Genomic DNA, 26674 nt, shown 5'->3' on the forward strand with positions numbered 1-26674 from the left:
TATGAAATACCTGATGCACCGCATTCTCCCAAAGTTATTGCTGTCTGTAATCTTTTTCCCGTTGTCGACTTTTGCCGATATATCTCATCTTCTGCCCACTCCTCATCGCGTTCAAAAGGCGAAAGGACAATTCTCCCTTCATCGGTCTGTTGTTATCGTGATGCCCGATAGTGTGGCCACTGTCGGAGGACCACGTGTTGCTGCTGAACTATCCGGATTAGTGGCCGAGGGGGGTGGAAAAGTCGCTGCTGGTGCCCGTGCTAACATCGTCGTACGAATGGTAGCGACGGTCCTCGGTGCTCGTTTTCAGGAAGAAGCCTACCATCTGAACGTAGGTCAGCACGCCATTGTCATAGAAGCCGTTACCCGTTTGGGAGCTTTGCGTGCCGCACAGACCCTCCGACAGTTGGCCGAAGGGCGCCGTGGGTCGATTGCCTGTTGCGATATTACCGACTGGGCGGCTTTTCGGGTGCGTGGTTACATGCACGATATTGGGCGCAGCTACATCCCGTTCGAGCGTTTGAAAGAGGAAGTGGTGGCTTTGTCTCGCTACAAGATCAACGTGTTTCAGTGGCATCTCACTGACAACCAAGGTTGGCGGTTGCAGAGCGATATTTACCCTCAGCTGAATGCTGACTCCAGTTACACGCGTTTCCCCGGCCGATACTACACCAAGGCGCAGGTGCGCGAACTTGTCAGTATGGCCGCCGCCTATGGTATCACGGTGATTCCCGAACTCGATATGCCAGGCCATAGCGAGGCGTTTCGGCGTGCAATGGGGCATAGTATGGTCACTATGGAAGGTCTGAATGAACTCAAGAGGCTGCTGACAGAGGCTGCCGAAACTTTTTGCGGTACTCCCTGGATGCACATCGGAACAGACGAATACCGTGCCGCCGATAGGCCTATGCCTGGGCAGCATGCACTGGATTTGAATACTTTTGTCAGCGAAATCGTAGCCCATCTCAAGTCGCTGGGTCGCAAAACGATGGCGTGGAGTCCCGGTGTGGGAAACAAATCGGTACTCGATATGACCCAAATGTGGAGCGGAGCAGGCAGACCTACTCCCGGCGTGCCGGCTGTCGACTCGCGTTATCATTACATCAATCACTTTGATACATACGCCGATGTAGCCCTGCTCTATGCTTCTACTGTTGCAGGGCAGCAGGAGGGGAGTGCGCAATATGCCGGTATCATCATGGGGATGTGGAACGACAGACTGCTGCCCGACTATGAGTCTATTATCAAGCAGAACAACTTCTATGCCTCTATGTTGGCTGCTGCCGAACGCTCATGGCTTGGCGGAAGTCATGGATATTTTACGACCAAAGGCGTAAGATTGTCTGCATCCGATACCGATTTCATAGATTGGGAGCGTCGTTTCCTCTATCACAAGACCCATTTTCTGCACGGTAAGGCCATTGGGTACGTGAAACAGACCAACGTGAAGTGGAATATCACCGACGCATTCCCTAATCATGGCGATTTGACAGCAGTGTTCCCACCGGAGACAGAGGGTTTGAAGTCTTCTTATACTTATCAGGGAAAAATATATGGTACGCGTTCTGCGCTGGGGGCTACGGTTTTCCTTCGCCATTATTGGGGCGAAAGGCTGATTCCGGCTTTCTTTGAGCATCCTCAACCCAACACCACTGCCTATGCCTATACTTATGTATATTCGCCCGTGAAGCAGGTAGCTGGTGCGCAGATAGAATTTTATAATTACAGTCGTAGTGAGGCCGATGTGGCACCACGTCAGGCTAAGTGGGATTATAGGGAGAGCCGTATCTGGGTGAATGACAAGGAGATAGCTCCACCCGTGTGGCAGAATACGTACACCGAACGTACGAACGAGCGCGCTCTTCTCAACGAGAACTTCAGTGCACGCAAGCCCACTCTCATCTCTCTCAACAAGGGTTGGAACAAGATACTGATTAAGTTGCCCAACAACGGGTTCGGTAGTACGCCGGCCACCCGTCTAGCCAAATGGATGTTTACCTTTGTACTGACCAATCAGGCGGGTACACGCGAACTGGAGCACATAGTCTATTCGCCCACACGCTAGCTTTCCTGCAATAGCATTCTTGTCTTCTTGGGTAGCGATTGGACCACCAGTTGATAGGATTCCGCTATGCAGTCGATTACCAGTTGGGACGGCACTAAATCCAGATAGATGTCGTTCCAATGTTTTTTATTCATGTGGTATGCCGGTCTCACTCCATCGTATTGCTCGCGCAGTTCCTGTCCGTGTTCGGGCTTCAGCTTCACGGCAATGCGTGGTTCGGGCGTGTCCAGCTCTATCAGCATAAACCATTTGCCTTCGATGCGGAACGAAATCCATCGCTCCGCAAACAATTCTTCTGTCACTCCTTTGTGTTGCAGTGCCAACGACCGTGCTTCTTCTATGTTCATGGTGAGTTGCTTGTTTTAGTCTTTTTGTTATTATTCCTATTTCTAGCTCACATGTTTCTTCTTCCTAGAAGCATGTGCGTAACACCTCGACGATATTCCGTGGCTTCCCCATGGTATAGAAATGAACGGCTGGAACTCCGTGTTTCAACAGGTCTTTACATTGTGCGATACACCATTCGACGCCTGTCTGGTAAACAGCTTCCTTGGCTTGGGCGTCTGATGTATTTCGTCCCTGGGTAGCTTCTTTGACCATTGTTGTCAATTCCAGGGGAATATCTATGGAGAATGATTCCGGGAGCAAAGTGAGTTGTCTGATGGTTGAGAGTGGTTTCAGTCCCGGAATAATGGGAACAGTGATGCCTGCTTCACGGCATTTCCTCTCAAAGCGGTAGAAGACCTCGTTATCGAAGAACATCTGCGTGATGATATAGTCGGCCCCGGCATCCACTTTCTTTTTCAGCATAGCGATGTCCGACTCTAGGTTGGCTGCCTCAAAATGCTTCTCAGGATAAGCACCTACGCCTATGCAGAACTCGTCTTCATGCTCCGCATTAAACTGTCTGACGGCAGTTACCAGTTCGCTGGCATAGCCGTATCCGCCTTTGGTCGGGACGAATCTCTTTTCGCTGATGAGCGAGTCGCCTCGCAGGGCCATGATATTGTCGATGCCCAGGTAACGGAGGTCGTGCAGTTCGCTCATAATCTCATCTGTAGTCTGACCGCCGCAGATGACGTGTGGCACTAGCTCTACCGCATATTTGGCCATGATAGAGCCACATACGGCCACGGGGCTGACCCTGTTGCGCACCAGGTGTTTGCTGAATGTGCCGTCGGGGCGTTCCCTGAACTCATATTCGTCGCGGTGACACGTCACGTTGATATACTTAGGTTCAAAAGGCATAAACTGTTTCACTGTGTCCAGCAGTTCTTCTTTTCGGATGCCATGAAGCGGGGGGACTATCTCCAGTGAGGGATAAGGCTTTGTGCTGCCCTGTATAATGTCTGTTACTTTCATTCTCCAGTATTTTTTCTTGTTTGATGTGTTTTATAGAAGATGGCCTAAAAACAGGCGTGCTTCCTGTTGACTCATGCCCCGTTCGGCTGCATAGGCATCGTATTGCTGACGGCTAATCTTGTGAATGTCAGGATAGCCTGCGGCAGGATGTGCGAAAATAAAACCGCAGATGGATGCTTCGGGTAGCATGGTGTAGGTCTCGCTCAGTGTTATTCCGGTTTGTTCCTTGTCGGGCAACAGTGCTAAGATGTCTTTTTTCAATGTATGGTCCGGGCAACAGGCATATCCTGCTGCCGGTTTCGCTACCTTAACATCCTTGCGATGTATCTGTGCTTCCAGCTCCACGTCGAGCCATCGCGAGGCCGCCTCGGCAATCACCAAGGTGAGCATGCGCCTGAATAGACCATTGGTTTCATGCGTACAGGCATTGCACTGGCAACCCTCTTGGTGTTTGTGTCGTGGTTTCACCGAGACGGCAAACACGCCGAAGGGCGATGTGATGCCGTATGCTTTGGGCGGTACATAGTCGCAGAGCGAGCGATGCTGGTCGCGCTCCTGTCTCAGAAGCGGTATTCTGACTCCCTCTGCACACAGCACATTGCCCTCGCTCCAACCATCGAATATCTGTGTGGTGATCCATATCTCGCACGCATTTTCGGCTGCCATCTGGTCGAGTAGGGTCTTCCCCTCTGCGAGTACTTTGGCTACGTTCGGGTCGTCGTGGTCGAGTTTACCGTATTTGATGCCCCATACCGATAGGAACATGCGCCAGTCGATATACTCTATAAGGTCGGCAATGGCCAGCTGGCGGACAGGCATGCTGGTCAGGTTGTGCTCATGGGGTTGCAGGAAACTCTCGCGTGCGAATGGTTCAAACGTGCTGTCGCAGGACTGCTTGATGGTTCTTGCCTCATGGCGGGCACGTATTCCGTCCTGTATGGCATGCTCCTCGTCCTCAAATTTGGCGCGGTTCATGATACAACGCTTGGCCATGACGGCGGCTGCCGAGGCATCTGCGCCATAGAAGACATGTGCATAGAGCGGTGCTAGCTTCACCGATGTATGGAGGGCCGACGTGGTAGCGCCGCCTACTATCAGCGGTTTGTCCATACCGCGGCTGTTCATTTCTCGGCAGAGTTCCTCCATCTGGAAAAGCGATGGGGTGATGAGTCCGCTCACGGCAACGATGTCGGCATGCTGCCGTTCGGCTTCGGCCAGTATCACCTCCTTGTCTACCATGACGCCGAGGTCAATTACTTCAAATCCGTTGCATCCGAACACGATGCCGGTAATATTCTTCCCGATGTCGTGTACATCGCCCTTGACCGTTGCCATCACGATACGAGGCTTCTTGGTTGTCTGTCGTGAGTCGGTGTCTGCCGTGAGTCGAGGTTGTAGGATGGCTACACAGTCGCGCATAATCTTGGCCGACTTCACTACCTGTGGCAGAAACATCTTGCCGGCACCAAACAATTCGCCAACCCTTTCCATCCCTTGCATCAGCGGTCCTTCGATGACGGCCACGGCCGAGCCTAACTGTTCGCAGCAGAGGGCGAGGTCTTGTTCCAAATCCACGGCCTTGCCCTTGACCAGGCATTCCTGCAATCGCTCCTCGGCACTGAGCGGTCTGCGTTGGCTGGTTGCTTCGGTCGTCTTTCCGTCTTCGCCGGTTTTCTTCTCGGCCAGAATCTTCTGGGCCATCTCTATCAGCCGTTCGGTGGCATCGGGGTCGCGGTTGAAGATGACATCTTCTACCCCTTTGAGCAGCGTAGGCTCTATTTCGTCATAAATCTGCAACATGCCCGGATTGACAATTCCCATATCCAGTCCGGCAGCGATGGCATGATAGAGGAATGCAGAGTGCATGGCCTCGCGTACCACATTGTTGCCTCGGAAGGCGAACGAGAGATTGGACACGCCGCCTGAGGTGTATGCTCCTGGCAGATGCTCCTTGATCCATTGCACGGCCCGTATGAAGTCTATGGCATAGTTGGCGTGTTCCTCGATACCTGTGCCGACAGATAGGATGTTGCAGTCGAAGATAATGTCGGTGGGTTTGATGCCGGCTTCTTGCGTGAGCAGTCGGTAGGCACGCTCGCATATTTCTATCTTGCGCTCATAGGTAGTGGCCTGTCCCTGCTCGTCGAAGGCCATGACGACCATAGCCGCTCCCATGCGGCTGATTTCGCGTGCCTTTTCTACGAACACCTCACTTCCCTCCTTCAGGCTTATCGAGTTGACGATACATTTGCCCTGTGCATTTTTCAGTCCGGCAAGAATGGTCTCCCAGTGCGACGAGTCTATCATCAATGCAGCCTTGGCCACCGCGGGATCGTTGGAAATGTAGCGCACGAAGTTTTCCATCTCCCTTCGGCTGTCGAGCATGGCATCGTCCATGTTGATGTCGATGATGCTTGCTCCGTTTTCAATCTGGGCAGCAGCAATCTGCAAGGCCGTCTCGTAGTCGCCGGCGGCAATGAGTTTGGCAAACTTGCGCGAGCCGGCTACATTGGTACGTTCGCCGATATTGGTGAAATTATTTGTCTGCGTGTCGAGAATCGTTGTTTCGAGTCCACTCACGGTTAGGCAGACCTTGGGCTTGTTGACGTGGTGCGTCTGGAATCCTTCCGATGCCGTCATGACCTGTCGGATGGTGCGGATATGCTCCGGTGTCGTGCCACAACATCCGCCGACGATATTCACCAGGCCCATGTCGCCCATCCGTTTCAGGGCAGTGGCCATCTGTTCCGGACTCTCGTCGTATCCTCCCATTTCGTTGGGAAGTCCGGCATTTGGGTAACATATCACGGGTACGGCGCTGTAGGAAGCCACATCCTGCACAAAGGCCACAAGGTCTTCTGCGCCAAACGAGCAGTTGAGTCCGAAGGCCTTGAGCGGATAATGGCTCACCGATGTATAGAAGGCTTGCAGCTGTTGCCCCGTGAGTGTGCGTCCGCTCCGGTCGCTTGCCGTGACCGAGATGATGACGGGGAATCCCGGAGTCACCTTATCGATGGCGTAGAGCATGGCTTTGGTGTTCAGTGCATCGAAGCACGTCTCTATCAATAACAAGTCTGCTCCACCCTGTATCAGTCCCTTCACCTGCTCGGTGAAGGCGACCACCATGTCGTCGAACGAATAATGTCGGAAGGCAGGCTGCGAAATGTCGGGAGCCAGCGACAGCGACTTGGAGGTCGGCCCGATGCTTCCTGCCACCAACGCCTTGCCTTTGGCCGCTTCGCGGGCGATGCGTGCGCCCTGGTATGCCATGTCGTAGACATAGTCCTCGCAGCCATATTCTGCCTGCGAGATGCGGTTGGCGCTGAACGTATTGGTCGTGATGATGTCCGCTCCGGCCTCTATATATTTTCTGTGAATTTCCCTGATAATTTCGGGATGTGTCAGATTCAGACACTCGTTGTTGCCTTTCAGCTCTTTTTTTACCTGTGTGAAAGGGGCGTCGTGAAAATCATTCTCCGTCAGTTCATATTGTTGTATCATGGTGCCCATCGCACCATCGAGAAAGTACAGTCGGTCGCTAAAATCCATATTCGTGTAGAGTTGATATGCTATTGGCAGAATTAAATCCTTGAAATCCAGCGCAATATTCGTTATTTTTTTCGAGATATACAAACGTTTGCAAAAAGAATTGTTGCCGTGTATCGCATATTGTATGCAGCATGGGGTTGCAATGGGGCTGCAAAGGGGCTAACTTTGCAGCGACTAAAATACAAACGACATGAATACTACAACAAATCAAAGACCGGCAGACTATGCAGTCTGCATGCTGACCGGGGACAGGTGCGCTTTGAGCGCATCTTGTCTGCGGAGCAAGATGTTTGCTGCCAGCAGGGACGGACAGCAGATGTATCTGAACGTATTGAATCCCCATGCACTGGCCAGTGGCCAGAGTGGACGGGCATGTGTGCATTATCGTTCGGCGCGCAAGATACTGCTGGCCCGCGGTATGTCGCACATCTTCGACAATGTACCTCGGCGACTCTATCCCGAACTGCGTAGAAAGGTGATGGACTGTTTCTCGTCCGACCGCCAGTTTTATTATTGTCAGAAGGGTGAGAAGCCCATTTCGCCTGGCGTTCAAAAAGCCATAGGGCAGCTGTTTATGAACTATCGGCTTGGTACGGAATCGCTTTTCGATGCTCACGAAGAAGGGTTCGACTGGTAGCAGCATTTTCTTGTTTTTTCTGCAAGGCCTTGGCAGCGTTGTTGCAGGGTGCAAACAGCAATGCTGACCGGGCTTTGCAGCAAGATTGCCGAGACTTTGCAGTTTTTTGAGCTTTTGAGTTCTTTAGTTTATGAGTTAGTTCGTTTTGGTTTGAGTTTTTTAGTTTTTAAGTTTATGAGTTGGTGTAGTGAGCATCTTTTTGTGTATATTTGTAATGACGAAACAGGAAGGAGTGTAGGTATGAATATATTTGAACGTATGGGGAGTTGGTTCTCATGTCAGCCCGACGAACGCCGGGTAGCGCTGGTCTTGTCGGGTGGTGGCGCCCGTGGATTGGCCCATATTGGAGCTATAGACGAGCTGGTGGCTCGTGGATACACCATCTCTTCCATAGCCGGCACGTCGATGGGGGCACTCATCGGCGGACTCTGGGCAGCCGGACAGTTGGATGCCTTTAGGCAAGAGCTGGCCACACTCGACCGTAGGCGCATCCTGGCGCTCATGGGAATCTCGCTGGGATTGGACCATGTGGCTACGGGCGAGAAGCTGATGGTGGCTTTGGAAGGGTTGATAGGCGACAGGAAGATAGAAGACCTCTCGGTAGATTTCTGTTGTGTGGCAAGCGATATAGTGTCGGGACGGGAGATGGTTTTCCGCGAGGGGCCGCTGCTTCGGGCCATCCGTGCATCTATCTCGATACCGGGTTTCTTCAGTCCTGTGATAGATGGCGAGTGCGTGTTGGTAGATGGGAGCGTGCATAACACATTGCCGCTCGACCGTGTAGTGCGCCGTGAAAGCGATTTGTTGGTGGCAGTCAACGTCAGTGCACCCGATGACGAACCCTATGTTTCTTATCTGAAACCGAACTGCGAACGGCATGGTTCTCTGGATTCTGCTATCCGTTCGCACTTCCCCTTCAATAAGATAAAATTCTCGGAGAACTATTTCAACATGGCTTTGCGCGTGGCCCGACTGACAATTCAGAACAACACGCAGATGGCCTTGCGGCTCACGCCACCCGATGTGTATGCCCAGTTGCCCATGTGTCGCTACAGTTTGTTCGACTACGACAGGGCCGAAGAAATCATCGCATACGGCAGAGAAGAGATGAGCAGAAAGTTAGATGAATTCGAAAAAAAATAGTAACTTTGCATCCCAACAAGACTAAAATAGAAGAATGAGGAATCTTACTGATGCCGATTTGGCTCAATTACTCGACCAAAATATATTCCATCAAATTTCGTTAGCAGCCGATTCTCTCCACATGGAATGCTATGTGGTGGGCGGATATGTGCGCGACTTGTTCCTGGAACGCCCGTCCAACGATATTGATGTGGTCGTCGTGGGCAGTGGTATACAGGTGGCCGACGCCCTGAAGAAGCAGTTGGGCAAGAAAGCTCATCTCTCGGTGTTCCGCAATTTCGGAACAGCTCAGGTGAAATTCCGCGGTATGGAGGTGGAGTTCGTGGGGGCACGCAAGGAGAGCTACAGTCACGATTCGCGTAAACCGGTGGTAGAGAACGGTACACTGGAAGACGACCAGAATCGTCGCGACTTCACCATCAATGCGATGGCCGTGTGTCTGAATGCCGATAGATTCGGCGAATTGGTAGATCCTTTCGATGGTCTTCTGGATATGGAAGACGGCATTATCCGTACACCGCTCGCCCCGGATATCACGTTCTCGGACGATCCTTTGCGCATGATGCGGTGTATTCGTTTTGCCACCCAACTGAATTTCTTTATCGACGACGAGACGTTTGAGGCGTTGGAGCGCAATGCCGAGCGTATAAATATTATCAGCGGTGAGCGCATTGCCGACGAGATGAACAAAATCATGATGACGAAGACACCTAGCAAGGGCTTCGTCGATTTACAGCGTTGCGGACTGCTGAAGCTCATCTTGCCCGAATTGTCGGCTATGGATGTGGTGGAAGTGCGCAACGGGCGTGCGCATAAAAATAATTTCTACCACACGCTGGAGGTGCTCGACAACATCTGTCGGCACACCGATAATCTGTGGTTGAGGTGGTCGGCGTTGTTCCACGATGTAGGAAAACCGCGCAGCAAGCGTTGGGATAACGTGGTCGGATGGACATTCCATAACCATAATTATATAGGGGCGAAGATGGTATCGACCATCTTCCGACGTATGAAGTTGCCGATGGATGCGAAGATGAAGTTCGTAGAGAAGATGGTAGACTTGCACATGCGCCCCATAGCGATAGCCGACGACGAGGTGACCGACAGTGCCGTGCGTCGCCTGATGAACGATGCCGGTGACGACATAGACTCGCTGATGACTCTCTGTGAGGCCGACATCACGAGTAAGAACCAGCAGCGTAAACAACGATTCCTCGACAACTTCCGCATTGTGCGTGAGAAATTGGCCGACCTTCAGGAGCGCGATTACAAACGACTGTTGCAGCCGGTGATTGATGGCAACGAAATCATGGAGATGTTCCATCTGCCCCCTTCGAGAGAGGTGGGAGCGCTGAAGCAGGCGCTGAAAGATGCCGTGCTGGATAACAAAGTGCCTAATGAGCGCGAACCGCTGATGGAACTGCTGCGGAAGAAAGCAGCCTCGATGGGCTTGTCTGTTTGATAGGATTCAGGAAGGTAAGCCTCCTTATAATGTTTGTTAAATAAAACGAGATTGCAGACAGAAGTTTGCAAAGAATATGTAACTTTGCAGTGCAAAACTTTTTAAGTGAGATAAGTTTTGAAAAGATACGTCATAGAAAGCCAGATGGTAAGAAATAGAGTGATTGGGCAACGTTTTCAAGATAGAAATAATAATTATATATAGTATTTAAGGTATGAAGATTAAAACTTATTTGTTTGTCGGAGCTATTGGGCTCTTCATGGCTTCATGTGGTAAGAAGAGCAATCAGCTGCCTACCGACAACCATTATCCGGTAGTAACCATTGGTTCTCAAAGCACAGAGTTGCAGACTACATATCCTGCAACTATCAAGGGTGTGCAGGATGTAGAGATTCGTCCGAAGGTTTCAGGGTTCATAACAAAGGTTTGTGTGCAGCAAGGCCAGGCTGTGAAAGCCGGCCAGTTGTTGTTCGTGATAGACAACGAGACCTATCAGGCTGCTGTTCGCCAGGCCCAGGCTGCGGTGAATACGGCCCGTTCGGGTATGAATACGGCTAAGTTGACTTACGATAACAGTCAGAAACTTTTCAGCAACAACGTTATCGGTTCGTTTGAGCTACAATCGGCTAAGAATACTTATGAGAGTGCGCGTGCATCTTTGGCGCAGGCTCAGGCTTCCCTGGCTTCTGCTCGTGAGATGCTGAGCTACTGCTACGTGACGAGTCCGGCCAACGGCGTTGTAGGCGACATTCCCTATAAGGTAGGTGCGCTGGTGAGTGCATCTAGCCCTGAAGCGCTGACCACGGTGTCTAACACGAGTACGATGGAAGTTTACTTCTCGGTGACAGAGAAGGATATGCTGGAGCTTTCAAAGAAAGCCGGTGGCGTGCATGCTGCCATCAACGATTATCCGGCAGTGAAACTCCAGTTGGCCGACGGAACTATCTACAACCGTTCGGGCAAGGTGACGAAGGTGAGCGGAGTCATTGACCAGCGCACAGGTTCGCTCTCGATGATTGCCCGTTTTGAGAATCCCGACCGCGTATTGAAGAGCGGTGGTTCAGGTTCTATCGTTGTTCCGGTATCTCATAGCAATGCCATTGTGATTCCGCAGAGTGCAACTACCGAGATTCAGGATAAGATATTCGTCTATACGGTAGGCTCTGAGGGCAAGGTGAAATATACGGAAATTACGGTCGATCCGCAGAATGATGGCCGCAACTATGTGGTTCTTACCGGTTTGAAGGTAGGCGACCGCATTGTAACCAAGGGTTTGACATCGTTGACCGACGGCATGAAGATAGAGCCGGTAACAGAGGCTCAGTATGAAGCCAACCTACAGAAGGCTACCAAGATGGCAGCCAACCAAGAATCTGCCAAGGGCTTCATTGAGACGATGACAGGTAAAAAGTAAAGAAAAAGATTGTCGAAAATAACTGTTTATTATGACATTTGCAAGATTTATTGAACGTCCTGTACTGTCGACAGTGGTATCTATCTTCCTCGTTCTGTTGGGAATGATAGGTTTGATATCGCTTCCTGTCGAGCAGTATCCGGACATTGCGCCACCTACTATATCTGTGTCTACAGTATATACGGGTGCAGATGCCCAGACTGTATTGAACTCCGTGGTCACGCCTTTGGAGGAAAGTATCAACGGAGTAGAGAACATGACCTACATGACATCGTCGGCAACGAACGATGGTATGGCCATGATAACGGTGTACTTCAAGCAAGGTACCGACCCGAATATGGCTGCCGTGAACGTGCAGAACCGTGTGCAACAGGCACAGGCACTACTGCCTGCCGAGGTAACCCAAGTGGGTGTGACCACGTCGAAGCGCCAGACGAGTAACGTTATCATGTATAGTATCACGACAGAAGACGGGCGTTACGATGCCAAGTTCGTGACCAACTACAACAATATTAATATTATTCCGGCCTTGAAGCGTGTGTCGGGTGTGGGCGACGTGCAGACTTTCAGCACCAAGACCTATTCGATGCGTATCTGGTTGCAACCTGATAAGATGAAGCAGTATGGCTTGATTCCGTCTGATATATCCGCTGCCTTGGCCGAACAGAATATCGAAGCAGCTCCAGGTAAGTTCGGTGAGCAGAGCAATGCGAGCTTTGAATACGTGATGCGCTATAAAGGTAGATTGAAGACTCCGACCGAATATGGCAACATTCTCATCAGCAATTCATCTACAGGGCAGACATTGCATTTGCGCGATGTGGCAAAGATTGAGCTTGGCGGACTGAACTATTCCGTTGGACAGAAGAACAACAACCAGCCTTCTGTGATGGGTATGGTGCAGCAGATTGCCGGTTCTAATGCCAATGATATTGCCAAAGGGGTGAAGCAGGTACTTGAAGAGCAGTCTAAGAACTTCCCTCCAGGACTGGAATATAAGATAAACTATGATGTGACGGAGTTCCTTTACGCTTCTATCGAAGAGGTTGTGATGACACTGATTATTACCTTTGTACTGGTATTCTTCGTGGTTTACATCTTCTTGCAGGACTTCCGTTCGACGTTGATTCCGTTGATAGCCGTGCCGGTGTCATTGGTTGGTACGTTCCTGTTCCTCTGGATGTTCGGCTTCTCTATTAACTTGCTGACGCTATCTGCCCTCCTTCTGGCCATTGCTATTGTGGTGGACGATGCCATTGTGGTGGTAGAAGCCGTGCATGCTAAGCTCGATTTGGGTTACAAGAGTGCGAAGACGGCCTCTATAGATGCCATGAACGAAATTTCGGGTGCTATCATTTCTATTACGCTCGTGATGGCTTCGGTGTTCGTTCCGGTGTCGTTCATCAGCGGAACAAGCGGTACGTTCTATCGTGAGTTCGGTGTTACGATGGCTGTAAGTATCGTAATCTCGGCTATCAATGCCTTGACATTGTCACCGGCTCTTTGTGCTATGTTCCTGAAACCGCACGATAAGAATGGCCACGAGCGTGAGATGAGTCGGATAGACCGTTTCCATACCGCTTTCAATACTGCCTTCGACAAGATGTTGGTGAAGTATCGCAAGGGTGTGGAGAATATCATTGGCCATCGCATCGTTACTATCTCGACGGTCATTGTAGGTATCGTGGTGCTGATTGTATCAATGGGTGTGACCAAGACAGGACTCGTGCCGGATGAAGATACGGGTACGTTGTTCGTGACAATCTCACTTCCGCCGGCCACCAGTCAGGAAGAAACCCAGAAGGTTACCGACCGTGTGGATGCCATGTTGGCCAACAATCCTGCCATTCAGAGCCGCGAACAGATTGTGGGTTACAACTTCATTGCCGGTCAAGGTTCCGACCAGGCCACCTTTATTATCAAGCTGAAACCTTTCGACGAGCGTCCCAGTGGCTTCTTCTACAAGCTTTCTGGCTTGTGGCAGGGTGATGGTGTGATGCGATTCTTTGTGAACCCAATGGAAAATACTTCCGTTCTGGGTATGATATACAAGCAGATAGCTTCTATCAAGGGAGCACAGATTCTGGCCTTCGGACCTCCTATGATTCCTGGATTCTCGGCTACCAACGGTCTTACTTTCTCTATGCAGGATAAGACGGGTGGTGATCTGAACAAATTTTTCAGCGTTACTCAAGACTTCTTGAAGGAGTTGAATAAGCGTCCGGAGATTTCAACTGCGATGACATCGTACAATCCTAACTATCCACAATACATGGTAGATGTGGATGTGGCCAAGTGTAAGCAGAGCGGAATCAGCCCTAGAGTGGTTCTCTCTACATTGCAGGGATACTACGGTGGACTCTATGCTTCTAACTTCAATAGCTATGGTAAGCTGTTCCGCGTGATGATTCAGGGCGACGTTGCAAGTCGTATGCGTCCCGGAGACCTGACAAACATCTATGTACGTACGGCTGCGGGAATGGCTCCTATCAGTGAATATTGCACGCTGAAGCGCGTCTATGGACCAGCCAACGTGAACCGTTTCAACCTGTTTACCAGTATCAATGTCAATGCGACACCAGCCGATGGATATTCCTCGGGAGATGCTATCAAGGCGGTACAGGAAGTTGCTTCCAGCACATTGCCTACCGGTTACGGTTACGACTTCTCAGGTCTGACCCGTTCAGAGCAGGAGTCCAGCAACACTACAGCCATCATCTTTGCGCTGTGTATCGTGTTTGTCTACCTCATTTTGTCGGCTCAATACGAGAGTTACTTGCTTCCGTTGTCGGTTATCCTGTCGTTGCCATTCGGTTTGGCCGGAGCATTTATCTTCACCAATTTGTTTGGTCACAGCAATGACATCTACATGCAGATTTCGCTGATTATGCTTATTGGTCTGTTGGCCAAGAATGCTATCTTGATTGTGGAGTTTGCCTTGCAACGCCGTCGTACCGGTATGGCTATCAAGTATGCTGCTATCTTGGGTGCATCTTCGCGTCTGCGTCCTATCCTTATGACAGGTTTTGCTATGGTCATAGGTCTGTTACCGATGATGTTTGCAAGCGGTGTGGGCAAGAATGGTAACCAGACTCTGGGTGCAGCTGCCGTAGGTGGTATGCTCATCGGTATGATTATTCAGATTTTCGTAGTACCGGCTTTGTTCGTCATCTTCGAATATTTGCAGGAGAAGTTCAAGCCTATTGTCTTCGAAGACGAGAACAATCCCGAAGTTGCTACCGAATTACAGCAATATGCTCGACGCCCTATTGAATATAAAGTAGAAGAAAAGTAAATGATGAAAATAAAGAGTTTAATCATATTGGGTCTTGCGAGTCTGTCTCTGACAGGCTGCAAGAGCCTATACGGAAAATACGAACGCCCCGACATCAACGTCAGGGGACTGGTCAGAGACACCGTCTCCGCTACCGATACACTGGCAGTTCGCGACACTGCCAGCTTCGGAAATCTACCTTGGCGTAGCGTGTTTACCGACCCACAGTTGCGTGTTCTCATCGAGAAGGGGTTGACCAACAACACCGATTTGCTCAATGCTGCCCTCAATGTAGACATGGCTGAAGCGCAGCTCAAGGCTGCTAAGCTGGCATTTCTGCCTTCTTTCAGTTTTGCTCCCAACGGTACTATCGCCTCTTGGGATGGCAGTAAGGCCACGAAGACATACACCCTGCCAATTTCGGCCAGTTGGACTGTCGACCTGTTTGGCAACCTATTGTCGTCCAAACGCAGCTCGCAGATGGCCCTGATTGGTACCAAGGACTATCAGGTGGTGGTGAAAACAAAGTTGATAGCCAACATTGCCAACCTGTATTATACGCTGCTGATGCTTGATGAAGAAGTGAACATCATCACCGACATGGAGAAACTGACTAAGGATACTTGGGAGGTGATGAAGATACAGAAGGAACTAGGCCGCGTGCGTTCTACCGGTGTGCAGAGTGCCGAAGCCAGTTACTATTCTGTCATGACGCAGAAAACCGATCTCTTGCGCACGGTCCGTGAGACCGAGAATTCGCTTTCTCTCTTGCTCGGACAGCCCGCCCAGACCATTGCGCGTGGCAAATTGGCCGACCAGAATCTTCCCGACAACTTCTCTACCGGCATCTCTTTGCAGTTGTTGAACAACCGTGCCGACGTGCATGCTGCCGAGATGAATCTCGCGCAGTGTTTCTACGGTGTGGAGAATGCGCGCAGCCGCTTCTATCCCAGCTTGACGATTTCGCCTACAGGGGCTTTCACCAACAGCGGTGGTATGGGTATTGTGAATCCCGGTAAGTTCCTGTTGAGCGCAGTAGGCAGTCTGGTACAGCCTATCTTCCAGCGTGGACAGATTATTGCCGGACTCCGTGTAGCCAAAGACCAGTACCAAGCTGCTTACAACACATGGCAGCAGTCGGTCTTGAGTGCGGGCAGCGAAGTGAGCAATGCGCTGATACTTTACAACGCCTCGGCAGCCAAGAGCCGTATCGAAGAGAAGCAAGTGGCCGTATTGAAGCAATCAGTGGCCGATACCAAGCTGTTGATGTCGCAGTCCAACAGCACCTATCTGGAGGTTATCGGAGCACAGCAGAGCTTGCTCAATGCAGAGCTTTCCAAGGTGCAGGACGACTTCTCCAAGATGCAAGCCGTCGTCAATCTGTATTATGCACTGGGCGGTGGTGCCAAGTAATAGTCTAACCTTAAAACAAGTAAAGATGGCAAGTAAAATCAGTCCTAAAGCAGAAATATCTCCCAATGCCAAGATTGGAGACAACTGTACCATCTTCCCGTTTGTCTTCATCGAAGACGATGTGGAGATAGGCGACAACTGTATAATCTTCCCTTTCGTGAGCATTCTCAACGGCACGCGTATGGGAAACAACAATAAGGTGCACCAGTGCACGGTACTGGGAGCGCTCCCACAGGATTTCGAGTTCACCGGAGAGTATTCGCAGCTCATCATCGGTAATAACAATATCATTCGCGAGAACGTGGTCATCAACCGTGCCACACACCGCGGATGTACCACGATGATAGGAGACGACAACTTCCTCATGGAAGGCTCTCACATCTCGCATGACACCAAGGTGGGCAATCAGTGCGTGTTCGGATATGGTACCAAGATTGCCGGCGATTGCGAAATCGGCGATGGAGTAATCTTCTCCAGCAGCGTCATTGAAAACAGCAAGACGCGCGTAGGCGACCGTGCGATGATTCAAGCCGGCACTACATTCTCCAAAGATATTCCACCTTATATTATAGCAGGTGGACGTCCGGTATCTTATACCGGCATCAACGATGTCATGCTGACGCAGGCCGGCATCGACGAGAAGGTGCAGAAGCACATTGCCAATGCCTATCGTCTGGTGTTCCACGGGCAGACAAGCGTGTTCGATGCAGTGCTTCAGGTGAAAGAGCAAGTGCCCGACAGCGTAGAAATTCAGAATATCGTGAATTTCATCGAGGGTACTCAATTAGGAATTATTAGCAAGATGTAGTTCATACCTATACATCTTGTATTGATGATAAGGGCTGGCCGTGAGGTCGGCCCTTTTTGTTTTTTTGCATGAAAAGCAAAACTATTTGCAGAAAAACGTTTTGTATAAATGAAGTTTTATTACTTTTGTAGTAGCAACAAGATTCAAGAGATTGCCTGTTCATGTCATGACAATCCCATCATTTAAGATTTTAGCATTATGACAATTACTATGTTTGTAGAGCTGCTCATCGTTTTGCTCGCCCTGTGGGTGGGTTCTCGTTACGGTAGTCTGGCTCTGGGCGCCATCTCCGGAATCGGTCTGGCCCTGCTCGTGTTTGGTTTCGGACTCAAACCGGGTTCTCCTCCCACCGATGTTATCTACATCATCATTGCCGCTGTGACGTGTGCCGGCATCATGCAGGCATCGGGTGGAATGGACTGGCTCATCCAAGTGGCCGAGCGACTGCTGCGTAAACATCCCGAACGCATCACTTTTCTGGCACCGCTCTGCACCTTTGTGCTCACCGTCTTGGTAGGTACGGGCCATGTGGTCTATACCTTGATGCCCATTATCTGTGACATCGCACTGAAGAAAGGCATTCGTCCCGAACGTCCCTGCGGTATTGCCAGTGTGGCTTCGCAGATTGGTATCACGTGTTCGCCCATTGCAGCTGCCGTGGTAGCCTTTGTTACCATATCGGGTGAGAACGGTTTCGATGTCACCATTCCTCAGGTTCTCATGATTACCATTCCAGCCTGCCTCTGCGGCATCATTGCTGCCTCTGCGGCTTCTTATCATCGCGGTCTTGATTTGGATAAAGACCCTGAGTTCCAGCGCAAGCTGCAAGATCCGGCACAGTATGCCTATATCTATGGTGGTACGGCTACCACCCTCGACAAGAAGGTGGCTCCGGAGAGCAAGCGTGCCGTTTACATCTTCTTTGCAGCCCTGGCCGTCATCGTGCTTTTCGCCGTGTTCCAGAATCTGCTTCCTACCTATACTCAGATAGAAGCCATTGATGGTGCGAAAGATGTAGTGCTCGGCAATGGCGTCACCGAGAGTGCCAAGCAGTTGGCCAAGGCGGGCGTGCTGGTAGCCGGCGTGACCGAGAAAGTGACCGTATCGCTGAAGATGAACCTCGTCATTCAGATTGTGATGATTTCAGCAGCCGCCCTGATGATTATCCTCTGCAAGGCCAGTCCCAAGAAAGCAGTGGCCGGTGCGGTGTGGCAAAGTGGTATGGTGGCTGTTGTAGCCATCTATGGTATCGCTTGGTTGGCCGACACTTACTTCAGCAATTACATGGACCAGATGCAGGCCATGTTGGGCGATATGGTGGCAGCCTATCCCTGGACCATTGCCATTGCATTCTTCGCCGTGTCGGTACTTATCAATTCTCAAGGGGCAGTAGTGGTTGCCATGCTTCCACTGGCCTATAAGCTGGGCATCGACGGCTGGGTGCTTTTGGGTGTGATGCCGAGTGTTTACGGTTATTTCTTCATCCCCAACTATCCTTCAGACATTGCCACGGTCAACTTCGACCGCAGTGGTACGACCGTCATCGGCAAGTATCTGCTCAACCATTCATTCATGATGCCGGGCATGATACACGTCGTTGTAGCCACAGTGGTGGGCTATGCGCTCAGCTTCCTCATCTATCATGTGTGATGGAATAGGATGTGGTAGAAATGGAAATATAATCCATTGATAATCAGATAGTTTGCTACGGCGTTGCAAAAGAGCCTATTTGAGCTTACTGCAAGGCCGTAGCAGCATTGCTGAACAGGCTTTGCAGCCTTGCTGCCGAGGCTCTGCAGTTTTTGAGTTATTTAGTTTTTGAGTTCGTGCGTTCTTAAATTGCATGCCACTCCCATCGAATTTCCAGATATTTCCTCTTTTTATCTTCCTGATTTCTTCAGTCTAAACGTTTCTTATCGGGTTCTTTTGCTATGCTCCTTCTGTTCTTTTTATCAAAGAAACAGAGAACTCAGCAACTAAAAAGCCGAAGACTATCTCTGCATTTGCTCGATAGTCCTCGGCTATGTGTGGTCAGCCCGTCGGGCTTGTTGATAGGATGTGCCTGCCTATACTTGTAAGCAGCCATATCCAAATGGAATGTATAACTCTGTCAATCCGGTTTATTTGCGAATCTTGTAGCCTGCAAATCCGTAGTAGAAGATGAAGAGGAAGCAGGGTACGGCAAGCCAATAGGCGTTCTGCGGACCGCATGCGTCTTTCAGGAAACCGAAGATGGTGGGGATTACAGCACCGCCGGCGATGGCCATGGTGAGCAGTCCGCTACCTTGCTTGGTAAACTTTCCGAGGTCGGCCATAGCCAGTGGCCACAGTGCCGGCCACATCAGCGAGCAGCCCAAAGCCATGAGGAATATCATCCAGATAGATGCCTGGGCGGGCAACAGTACGATGGCCAGCGAACCAATGACACCGATGACAGCACAGATGCGCATAGCACCGTCTTGCGAAATCACTTTCGGGATGAACAGAATACCGCAGATATATCCTACTACCATGCCTATACTTGGAATCCAGGAATAGACGTCGGCATTGTCAAGCCCTAGGGATTTGGCATAGTCGGTGGCTGTGGCGAGCGACAATGTCTCCACACCTACGTAGATGAACAGCGTGAGTGCACCCAGAATCAGGTGGGGGAACTGCCAGATGGAAGTCTTGTTGGCTGCATAGGCACAGTCTTCCACGCTGTCTTCGCTCTCTCCGGCAGCCTTCACTTCGGGCAGCGGTGCCATCAGCGAAACGATGCCCAGGACGACGAACACAGCAATAATAATGTAGAACGGCAGGAAAAGGTCGACCATAGCCACATGGCTGGCATCGGGAACGACGAGCGAGAAGAACAGCGGAGCTACCGGCCAAGCCAGCTTATTGCAAATACCCATGATACTCATACGGCTTGCTGCGCTCTCTATCGGGCCGAGAATGGTGATGTAGGGGTTCACCGAAGCTTGCAGGATGGTGTTGGCTGCACCGCTGACGAACGAGGCCACGAGGAACAGTACGATATTTCCCGACTTAGCCGACAGTACGAAAAGCACGAACGCCAAGGCGAATACGCCGAACGCCAGGGCCATCGTGCGCTTGTAGCCTATCTTGCCGATGGTCCACGATGCGGGCATACCGAAGAGGAGGAACGGCGTGAAAGTGGCTGCAATGAGTAGGTAGGACACGCCCGACGACACGTTGAGCGACGATTTGAGGGTTGGCACGAGGAACGAGTTGATACCGAGTGCAAAGCCGATGGCAAAGAACATCAGTCCCACAAATGCCAAGGGAATGGCATAATTTCTTTTTTCCATTGTATTGAAATTGTTTTTTGTAAATAATTAAGGTTGATACTTCTGTGTGCGAAAGTACGAAAATAATTCCACAAACATCATCCTTCTTGTAGAAAAAGAGAAAATTGTGATGGCAGTACACAAGCTGCATGGAGCTTAAGCTTCTCAATGCAGACAAGGGCAGTCTGTTGGAATTATTGGAGATTATGGGGATTTCCGGTCTGAGCGGAATTTGCCGATATGGGCAGATGGCAGTCCGGAGAGGTGATAGGGGATTTGTCCTTCTCCTTACCCACCTCTGCTGCCATGTCAATACGATGCCGTACACGGGCTGCCGGCAGCTATGACGCGGTCGCGGATGGTATCCAGCTCTTCGCGAGTGGCTTTTTGTAGATGCGTGTCGGGTGTCTCGCGGTCGATGGTGTAGACCATAACCTCGCTGGGAGCAATCTCCTTGACGGCTGCAAGCCACGGAGCTACATAGTATTCTGAAGTATTGTCGACACTCTCTCCGGCAGCATTGCATCCTTTCATAAACATGGTCTGGATGATGACGTGGCCATGGAAGCTCTTCAGTTGGTCGATGATAAGCTCTACACTGTAGTGCGGATTCAGGGGCTTGTCCACCTTCCTGATATAATTGATGTCTACGGTGTCGAGTTTCTGAATGTTGTTGTCAACCTTCATGAGGGCCTCGCGTACGGCTTTTAGTTTGAGGAAGGTGGCGTTGCTGAGTACGCTGACCTTTGCATTGGGGCAATACAGATTGCGAAGGCGGATGGTGTCGTCGATGATTTGGGGAAATTGTGGATTGCTGGTTGGTTCGCCATTGCCCGCAAATGTCAGTACGTCGGGTTGCTCTCCGGCTTCGTACATCTGCTTGAGCTGTGCCTCGAGTTTCTCGGCTACGAGTTCGCGCGTGGGGAAGGGAGATTGGGTACGATGGTCGGCGTTGAACCCACATTCGCAGTAGATGCAGTCGAAGGTACACACCTTGCCGTCGCCCGGCAAGAGGTTGATGCCCAATGACAGTCCTAGTCGACGACTATGAATAGGGCCAAAGATGGGTGAGGGATATATGATAGTACTCATAATGTCTGTATTTGTCTTGTGCAAAGGTAATTAAAATATAGGTAGAGTAGTAGTTCTCAATAGATATAAAACCGCAGAGATGGTGGAAAGGATAAGATATATCAAGTGTAGAGACCTAGGCTGGGGCTATAGGCTTGGATTACACACGTTGCATTAAGAGCTTGCGCTGTTCGGGATCGAACTTCTCGATAGCATAACGCAGCATGGTACGCGGCATCACGGCGCGGTTTTTAAGGACATAACTATACAGGCGGTCGGCATCGCGCTTACCAGCTTCGCGCAGCATCCATCCTATAGCCTTGTGCATGAGGTCGTGACGATGGTGCATCATGAGGTCGCTCAGTGCATAGGTGTCTTCCAGCTGTCCTTGTCGGATAAAGGCATAGGTAGAGACGATGGCGATGCGATTGTCCCATAATAGTTTGCTGTCAGCCAGGCGATAGAGTATATCGCGGTCTCTATCCAGCAGATATTCGCCCACGATAAAGCGGCAGGAGAGGTCTACCAAGTCCCAGTTGTTGATTCTGTCGGTAACGGAGAGGTAGAGTTCGAACAAGTGTTGCTTTAAAGTCTCGTCGGCTTTCTTGGTCTTTTCTACCATGATAAGCAAGGCACAGAGTCTGACTTCATGCCATTCCGACTGCATCAAACAGCGGATTTCTTCTAAGGAAATATCTTTGTAGCGCTTGGCTACGTTTCGGACATTGGGAACAACTACGCCAAGGAAGCGGTCGTCCTCGCCATATTCTCCCTTGCCCGTCTTAAAGAAACGAGGGAAGACTTCGCTTTTTTCTGCTGATGACAGCGCGCGCAATTCATTGATGATAGCCTCTGTATTTCTGCTCATGATAAGTATAGTGCTCGTTTGGTAAATTCTTGGTTTTACGTTTGACTGGTTGCTATAACCTTAGACTTACAGGCAATCATAGTCAAGGACAAAGTTACGGAATAATTCTGTATGGTAGTTGGTTGGGCTGTCAGATAAGCCTGCTCCAAACAAAAAATTAAAGTTTGCAGATTGAATAAAATTCTTTATATCATCTATTTTCATTACTGTTTACTATTTACTATTATATATTTGCACAATATAGGGATGTCGCAGAATCCAAATAGCTGATGAAATCTACTATCTTATATGGTCTGATAGCAACTTGTTTTCTATCTTTTGCCCAATCTATCTGATCCTTGGTGTCTGCAAAGATACTTGGAGCCACAAATACACATTGAGAATCTTCAAACTCGTATTTGTCCTTAAACTCCTCCAAATGTCGTGAGATAGGCCATACCTCCATCATCGTTTGTTGGCGCCCTTCGGCCATTGTAACCTCAACCAATATGCTATTTGGAGCTTCAAAGCATTCAATGTCTCCATTATTACCTCCTGCGGTAGAGGTTGGCAAGCCTTCATCATCACAAGGATAGTTTGGAACCACTTCAACTGTAGGTAGTTTAGACTTAATAGCAAGTGCTGTCAAGAATTCTAATCTCGCAGGAGCTGATATAAATTTCAATACATTATGATTTGAAGATGTCTTCTTTGCTAAATGATAAAGCTCTGTCTTTATAGAGTCCCAAGGGTAAGCAGGGATTAGCTGAGTTAATTTCTCCGCTGCATCGGTCTTGGATATCTCAACAGTTCTTAATGCAAACAAAGCATCGTCTATCGTTGACATATAATCAAAGTATTCTTTTTCAGTCGTATACTTTGTATACTTTGCATAATGACTAAGTATATAATCTATCTTCTCATCTTCATTATGATTGATATCAATAAACCTACCCCCACCTCTAAATGATATAAGTCCAGTCATTCTCATTTTGCGTACAAATTCATCGGGATACTCTGATACGATAGATTTTAGCTTGAATTTCTTGAAACCTCCAAGAATCTCATTTACGCATATATCCTCAATCACTTCGTTTGAAGGCTTGTATCTATATTCGTTTCGCAAAAGTTTAATTCGTTGATAAAGTGCCTCTGCATCATTATCTTTCCAGAATATAACCAATGGTATTTCTTTGTATGATATTCCTGTTCCACTATACTCCTCGTCTGCGTTTAATTTCTTAATGACCTCCAATAGAAGTATTAAGGGAATATTGTCATTGAGCTCCCGAATAAATGGGTTGTATCTTTGCTGCTTTGCAAAAGCTTGCATAAAAGCAATTTGCTCATTTTGAGGTTTTACGATTTCTCGTGATATAACTCCTTCATTTATGCTTATTGAGACAGTATCTGCAAGATAATGTCCTGTTTGAGAGAACTCAATCGGTTGCTCCCATTCATAGTAAACAAAGCCTAATACTTTCATCAACTTAAATTGAGTGTCAAATCTACTTGGCCAACCTTTTGGATAGCCAGCTTCTTGGTGCCCTTTAAGTGTAGTATTTATGTTTGGGTTATTGCTTTGGTATATTGTCGCTGTTTCCGCATCTGTCAATGGTACATCTGCAAATTCACCTCTTTTGGTAAATCTCCATTTACTCTTAACGGATTCAGGCAGAGTCATAGGTCTATATAATCCAATCTTAAACAATTCTCTCTCAAATAACTCAACCGTACGATCGTTAAGAATTTCTCCATTGAATCGCTTGAGTATATGCATAAAGTCTTTATAACGCTCTGGATTACGAATCGTAGTCGTATAAAGCAACGGTTTGTATTCAAGTTCTCTTGGCATATTAGTAGTTTGTTATTAGTACTTCATTAAATTGTTTAATAGAATTATCGTGGTAATTTATATAGTTGCTCTTTATCGAATGAATATGATATTTTTGAGCCCACTCTATAAATATATCGTTTTGTCTATCCTTGTAATGAGTTACATTGGATATTGCAAATCTAATATTTCGGTCATTTAGCTTGTCAAGTAATTGCAATAACTCCATTTCATCATTCTCATTCCACAACTTATTATACTCACTAAATGTAATAAGGTATGGTGGATCCAAATATATGAAATCATTCTCAGATAGTTGAAGTTTTTTTAGGAATACTTTATAATCAAGGTTATACCACTTAGGTTTCTTGTTTTTAACTTCCTGAAAATAGTCCTCTAATGCAGATGCAACATTTGAGTTAAAATCAACATTTCCGACAGGCAAGTTAAAGTCCCCACTTTTATTAAATCTCAACATTCTATTAAAACCGTATATCAGCAGTAAATACAATACGGCCATATCGTCTTTAGAAGACTCATTAAAGTCTATTCTCATTTGTTCATAAGCGACCTTATTATATTTAGCAAAATAGGTCTTCTTATATTCTCTTTTTAGTTCGGCAGGAATATTATCTTCCTTATAAGAATATGACAAACTATACTCCTTTATAATATCTTCTATATGAGCAAAGAATGATGTCTGTTTATTAGCAGCTTTGCATAAATATTTATGAAGATCTATGATGTAACCATCAATATCATTTAGAAGATATTGTTCCGCTGAGGTGTTCATAAATACCGAACCTCCTCCAACAAATGGTTCCACAAACTTTCCTATGTCAGTAGGAAAGTGAGTGCTTATTTCCTCCATTAGTTTATACTTATCACCGACGTAAAACAATGGAGATCTTAGAATCTGATTTTTCATCGTTTTACCTCTGTAATAAATAATAACTCTTTATGGTCTGCAAACTCTGTTTTTCCTGTATTGAAATAACGATGTGCACAATCATATACAATAGTATCACCTCTCTCCTCTAATATCGATTTAATTTGTTCAAGGGTTATTTTATTCTTTGACGAACCACTCTTAGAATCATAGGTGTTGTTATATGATACTGCAATGTACTTCACATTAAGATTCTGTATCAAATCTCTAAATGCAATAGGTGCACTTGATGTGCAATATGCACTCATATTTTGAGCTTTAGGCTTCATTGCAACACCGAAGAGTTTAGGTTTTTTCCACTCAACAAGATTCTCATAAATATGGTAAAATCTACTATATTGACGGGAGTTGTATGGTGGGTCAATGTATGCAACATCCGCAGTAATTCTTCTTGCCAAAATATTAGAGTCCTCTTTATGTATCTCTGTTTTTGGGGGATCTAACGGTTTTATTAATTGTATTGATAGAGGATTATACACTATCTCCTTTTTAATATATGCATCAAAATGACCTACTGTATTGGCTATTTTGTCAATACTATATATCAAAGACGCTAATAATATTGCATACTCTTTCGCTGTTAGATTATATTTTCGTCTTTCAATATCTTCTCGGATATATCCTATTAATTTAGAGTTTTTATAATCAAAGAATTTGTCTCCAAAATTATCTGAGAAATAATTGTTATTTAATGAATTAGGGTCTATGGAATTATAATATTCGATTATTGAATATAACTTATCCATATCATATATATCATTGGCAAAAAATGCTTGATATACAATATTATTAGATGAAAGGAAGTCGTTCATTATAATCTTTTCTGCATATGGTATTGCTGCTTTTGAAACTGATGCGGTACCAGCAAATACATCAAAAAATGTATTAAAACCACCTGTATGCTCATTGATTATATCCATAATCCAACGGGTGAGTTTGGCTTTATTACCTATATATCTACGACTTTCAAGGTCAAACATTTTATATCCAACCTCAACCAACTCTGGAAAAAGGGATGGCATCTTTCCTAATCTTACTTTCTCTGATACAGATTGAATGACTTCCAACTTATACTCATTATCTCCATCCAAAGTAAATAAGACCTTTTCCGTTCCTAATAATACTAACGATTTATGTTCATCGCACCCATAAAGTCTTACCAATAATTGTACTTGTTCTTTGGTTGGTAATCTTCTTCCGTTCTCTATTCTACTTAATAGAGTAACATCTATATTGGTTCGATTATAGACTTCTTGTAACGGCAAATTTAATCCCTCACGAACATCTCTTAAATATTGACCTAACGATTCCATTTTTCTTTTTGGCTTGACAATTTTTGTCAAAGGTAAAACAAAAAAATCAAATTGACGAATTTCGGGACATAAAAATGATAGCAGAAAGATGTATTTATTGAAACGTGTAATTGCATTTATAGTCAGTGAAAAATGCACTATTATTCCGATTTCAGTTGATTATTCCAGCGTTTTTTTATATCTTTGTAGTCGTAAGGTGATACGAATGCTCGAAGGCATATTGGTTTGAGATTCATATAT

18 protein-coding genes are annotated in these 26674 nt (G+C 47.8%); 9 read left to right on the top strand and 9 right to left on the bottom strand.

The genetic code is table 11. From position 1 onward, the window contains the following. Window position 1: 1 nt before the first annotated feature. Entirely contained in the window at window positions 2–2065 is a 2064-nt protein-coding gene (locus ACZ42L_RS11945) for a family 20 glycosylhydrolase (RefSeq protein ID WP_464716220.1), read from the top strand. On the opposite strand, the gene ACZ42L_RS11950 is transcribed toward ACZ42L_RS11945, so the two are convergent. The 3 genes from ACZ42L_RS11950 to metH all read right to left on the bottom strand — a co-directional run bounded on the left by ACZ42L_RS11950 (window position 2062) and on the right by metH (window position 6976). After that, window positions 2062–2412, bottom strand: a complete 351-nt coding sequence (locus ACZ42L_RS11950; RefSeq protein ID WP_464716221.1) for an MmcQ/YjbR family DNA-binding protein — start codon at window positions 2410–2412, stop codon at window positions 2062–2064. The genes ACZ42L_RS11945 and ACZ42L_RS11950 overlap by 4 nt on opposite strands. Window positions 2413–2476: 64 nt before the next feature. Beyond that, window positions 2477–3427 carry a methylenetetrahydrofolate reductase gene (locus tag ACZ42L_RS11955; protein WP_464716222.1) on the bottom strand — a complete coding sequence of 317 codons (951 nt, stop codon included), beginning with the start codon at window positions 3425–3427 and terminating at the stop codon, window positions 2477–2479. 30 nt (window positions 3428–3457) lie between these two features. Continuing rightward, window positions 3458–6976: a methionine synthase gene (gene metH, locus ACZ42L_RS11960; protein ID WP_464716223.1), complete on the bottom strand. Its 3519-nt coding sequence runs from the start codon at window positions 6974–6976 to the stop codon at window positions 3458–3460. 190 nt (window positions 6977–7166) lie between these two features. On the opposite strand from metH, the gene ACZ42L_RS11965 reads away from it, so the two are divergent. From ACZ42L_RS11965 to ACZ42L_RS12000, 8 genes are all read left to right on the top strand, one after another. Continuing rightward, the gene (locus tag ACZ42L_RS11965; RefSeq protein WP_464716224.1) at window positions 7167–7613 is read left to right on the top strand and encodes a DUF6078 family protein; all 447 of its coding nucleotides are present in this window, start codon (window positions 7167–7169) and stop codon (window positions 7611–7613) included. A gap of 240 nt (window positions 7614–7853) precedes the next feature. After that, window positions 7854–8756, top strand: coding sequence for a patatin-like phospholipase family protein (locus ACZ42L_RS11970; RefSeq protein ID WP_464702958.1), 903 nt, complete (start codon window positions 7854–7856; stop codon window positions 8754–8756). Between the two features lie 34 nt (window positions 8757–8790). Continuing rightward, complete coding sequence (locus ACZ42L_RS11975; protein WP_464716225.1) at window positions 8791–10218, top strand: CCA tRNA nucleotidyltransferase; 1428 nt, start codon at window positions 8791–8793, stop codon at window positions 10216–10218. A gap of 214 nt (window positions 10219–10432) precedes the next feature. Next, entirely contained in the window at window positions 10433–11632 is a 1200-nt protein-coding gene (locus ACZ42L_RS11980; protein ID WP_464699519.1) for an efflux RND transporter periplasmic adaptor subunit, read from the top strand. A 31-nt stretch (window positions 11633–11663) separates the two neighbouring features. Then, window positions 11664–14927, top strand: a complete 3264-nt coding sequence (locus tag ACZ42L_RS11985) for an efflux RND transporter permease subunit (protein ID WP_464716226.1) — start codon at window positions 11664–11666, stop codon at window positions 14925–14927. A gap of 3 nt (window positions 14928–14930) precedes the next feature. Further along, window positions 14931–16319: an efflux transporter outer membrane subunit gene (locus ACZ42L_RS11990; protein WP_464701712.1), complete on the top strand. Its 1389-nt coding sequence runs from the start codon at window positions 14931–14933 to the stop codon at window positions 16317–16319. Between the two features lie 25 nt (window positions 16320–16344). After that, a complete protein-coding gene (gene lpxA / locus ACZ42L_RS11995; RefSeq protein ID WP_464716227.1) occupies window positions 16345–17127 on the top strand; it encodes an acyl-ACP--UDP-N-acetylglucosamine O-acyltransferase in 783 nt (260 codons plus the stop codon). A 198-nt stretch (window positions 17128–17325) separates the two neighbouring features. Beyond that, window positions 17326–18777: an anaerobic C4-dicarboxylate transporter gene (locus tag ACZ42L_RS12000; protein ID WP_464702962.1), complete on the top strand. Its 1452-nt coding sequence runs from the start codon at window positions 17326–17328 to the stop codon at window positions 18775–18777. Between the two features lie 470 nt (window positions 18778–19247). Here ACZ42L_RS12000 and gluP read toward each other — a convergent pair whose 3' ends face one another. The 6 genes from gluP to ACZ42L_RS12030 form a co-directional block, all read right to left on the bottom strand. Then, window positions 19248–20441 (bottom strand): glucose/galactose MFS transporter, encoded by a 1194-nt coding sequence (gluP, locus tag ACZ42L_RS12005; RefSeq protein ID WP_464716228.1) that lies wholly within the window; start codon window positions 20439–20441, stop codon window positions 19248–19250. Between the two features lie 288 nt (window positions 20442–20729). Then, the gene (locus tag ACZ42L_RS12010; RefSeq protein ID WP_464716229.1) at window positions 20730–21512 is read right to left on the bottom strand and encodes a radical SAM protein; all 783 of its coding nucleotides are present in this window, start codon (window positions 21510–21512) and stop codon (window positions 20730–20732) included. A 139-nt stretch (window positions 21513–21651) separates the two neighbouring features. Further along, a complete protein-coding gene (locus ACZ42L_RS12015; RefSeq protein ID WP_464716230.1) occupies window positions 21652–22359 on the bottom strand; it encodes a DNA alkylation repair protein in 708 nt (235 codons plus the stop codon). A gap of 223 nt (window positions 22360–22582) precedes the next feature. After that, window positions 22583–24193, bottom strand: coding sequence for an AlwI family type II restriction endonuclease (locus tag ACZ42L_RS12020; protein ID WP_464716231.1), 1611 nt, complete (start codon window positions 24191–24193; stop codon window positions 22583–22585). Between the two features lies 1 nt (window position 24194). Beyond that, on the bottom strand, window positions 24195–25100 hold the full coding sequence (locus ACZ42L_RS12025; protein ID WP_464716232.1) for a DNA adenine methylase: 906 nt from the start codon (window positions 25098–25100) through the stop codon (window positions 24195–24197). Beyond that, on the bottom strand, window positions 25097–26434 hold the full coding sequence (locus tag ACZ42L_RS12030; protein ID WP_464716233.1) for a DNA adenine methylase: 1338 nt from the start codon (window positions 26432–26434) through the stop codon (window positions 25097–25099). The genes ACZ42L_RS12025 and ACZ42L_RS12030 overlap by 4 nt, the downstream gene beginning before the upstream one ends. Between the last annotated feature and the right edge of the window lie 240 nt (window positions 26435–26674).

The sequence above is a fragment of the Prevotella mikamonis genome, assembly GCF_055381405.1.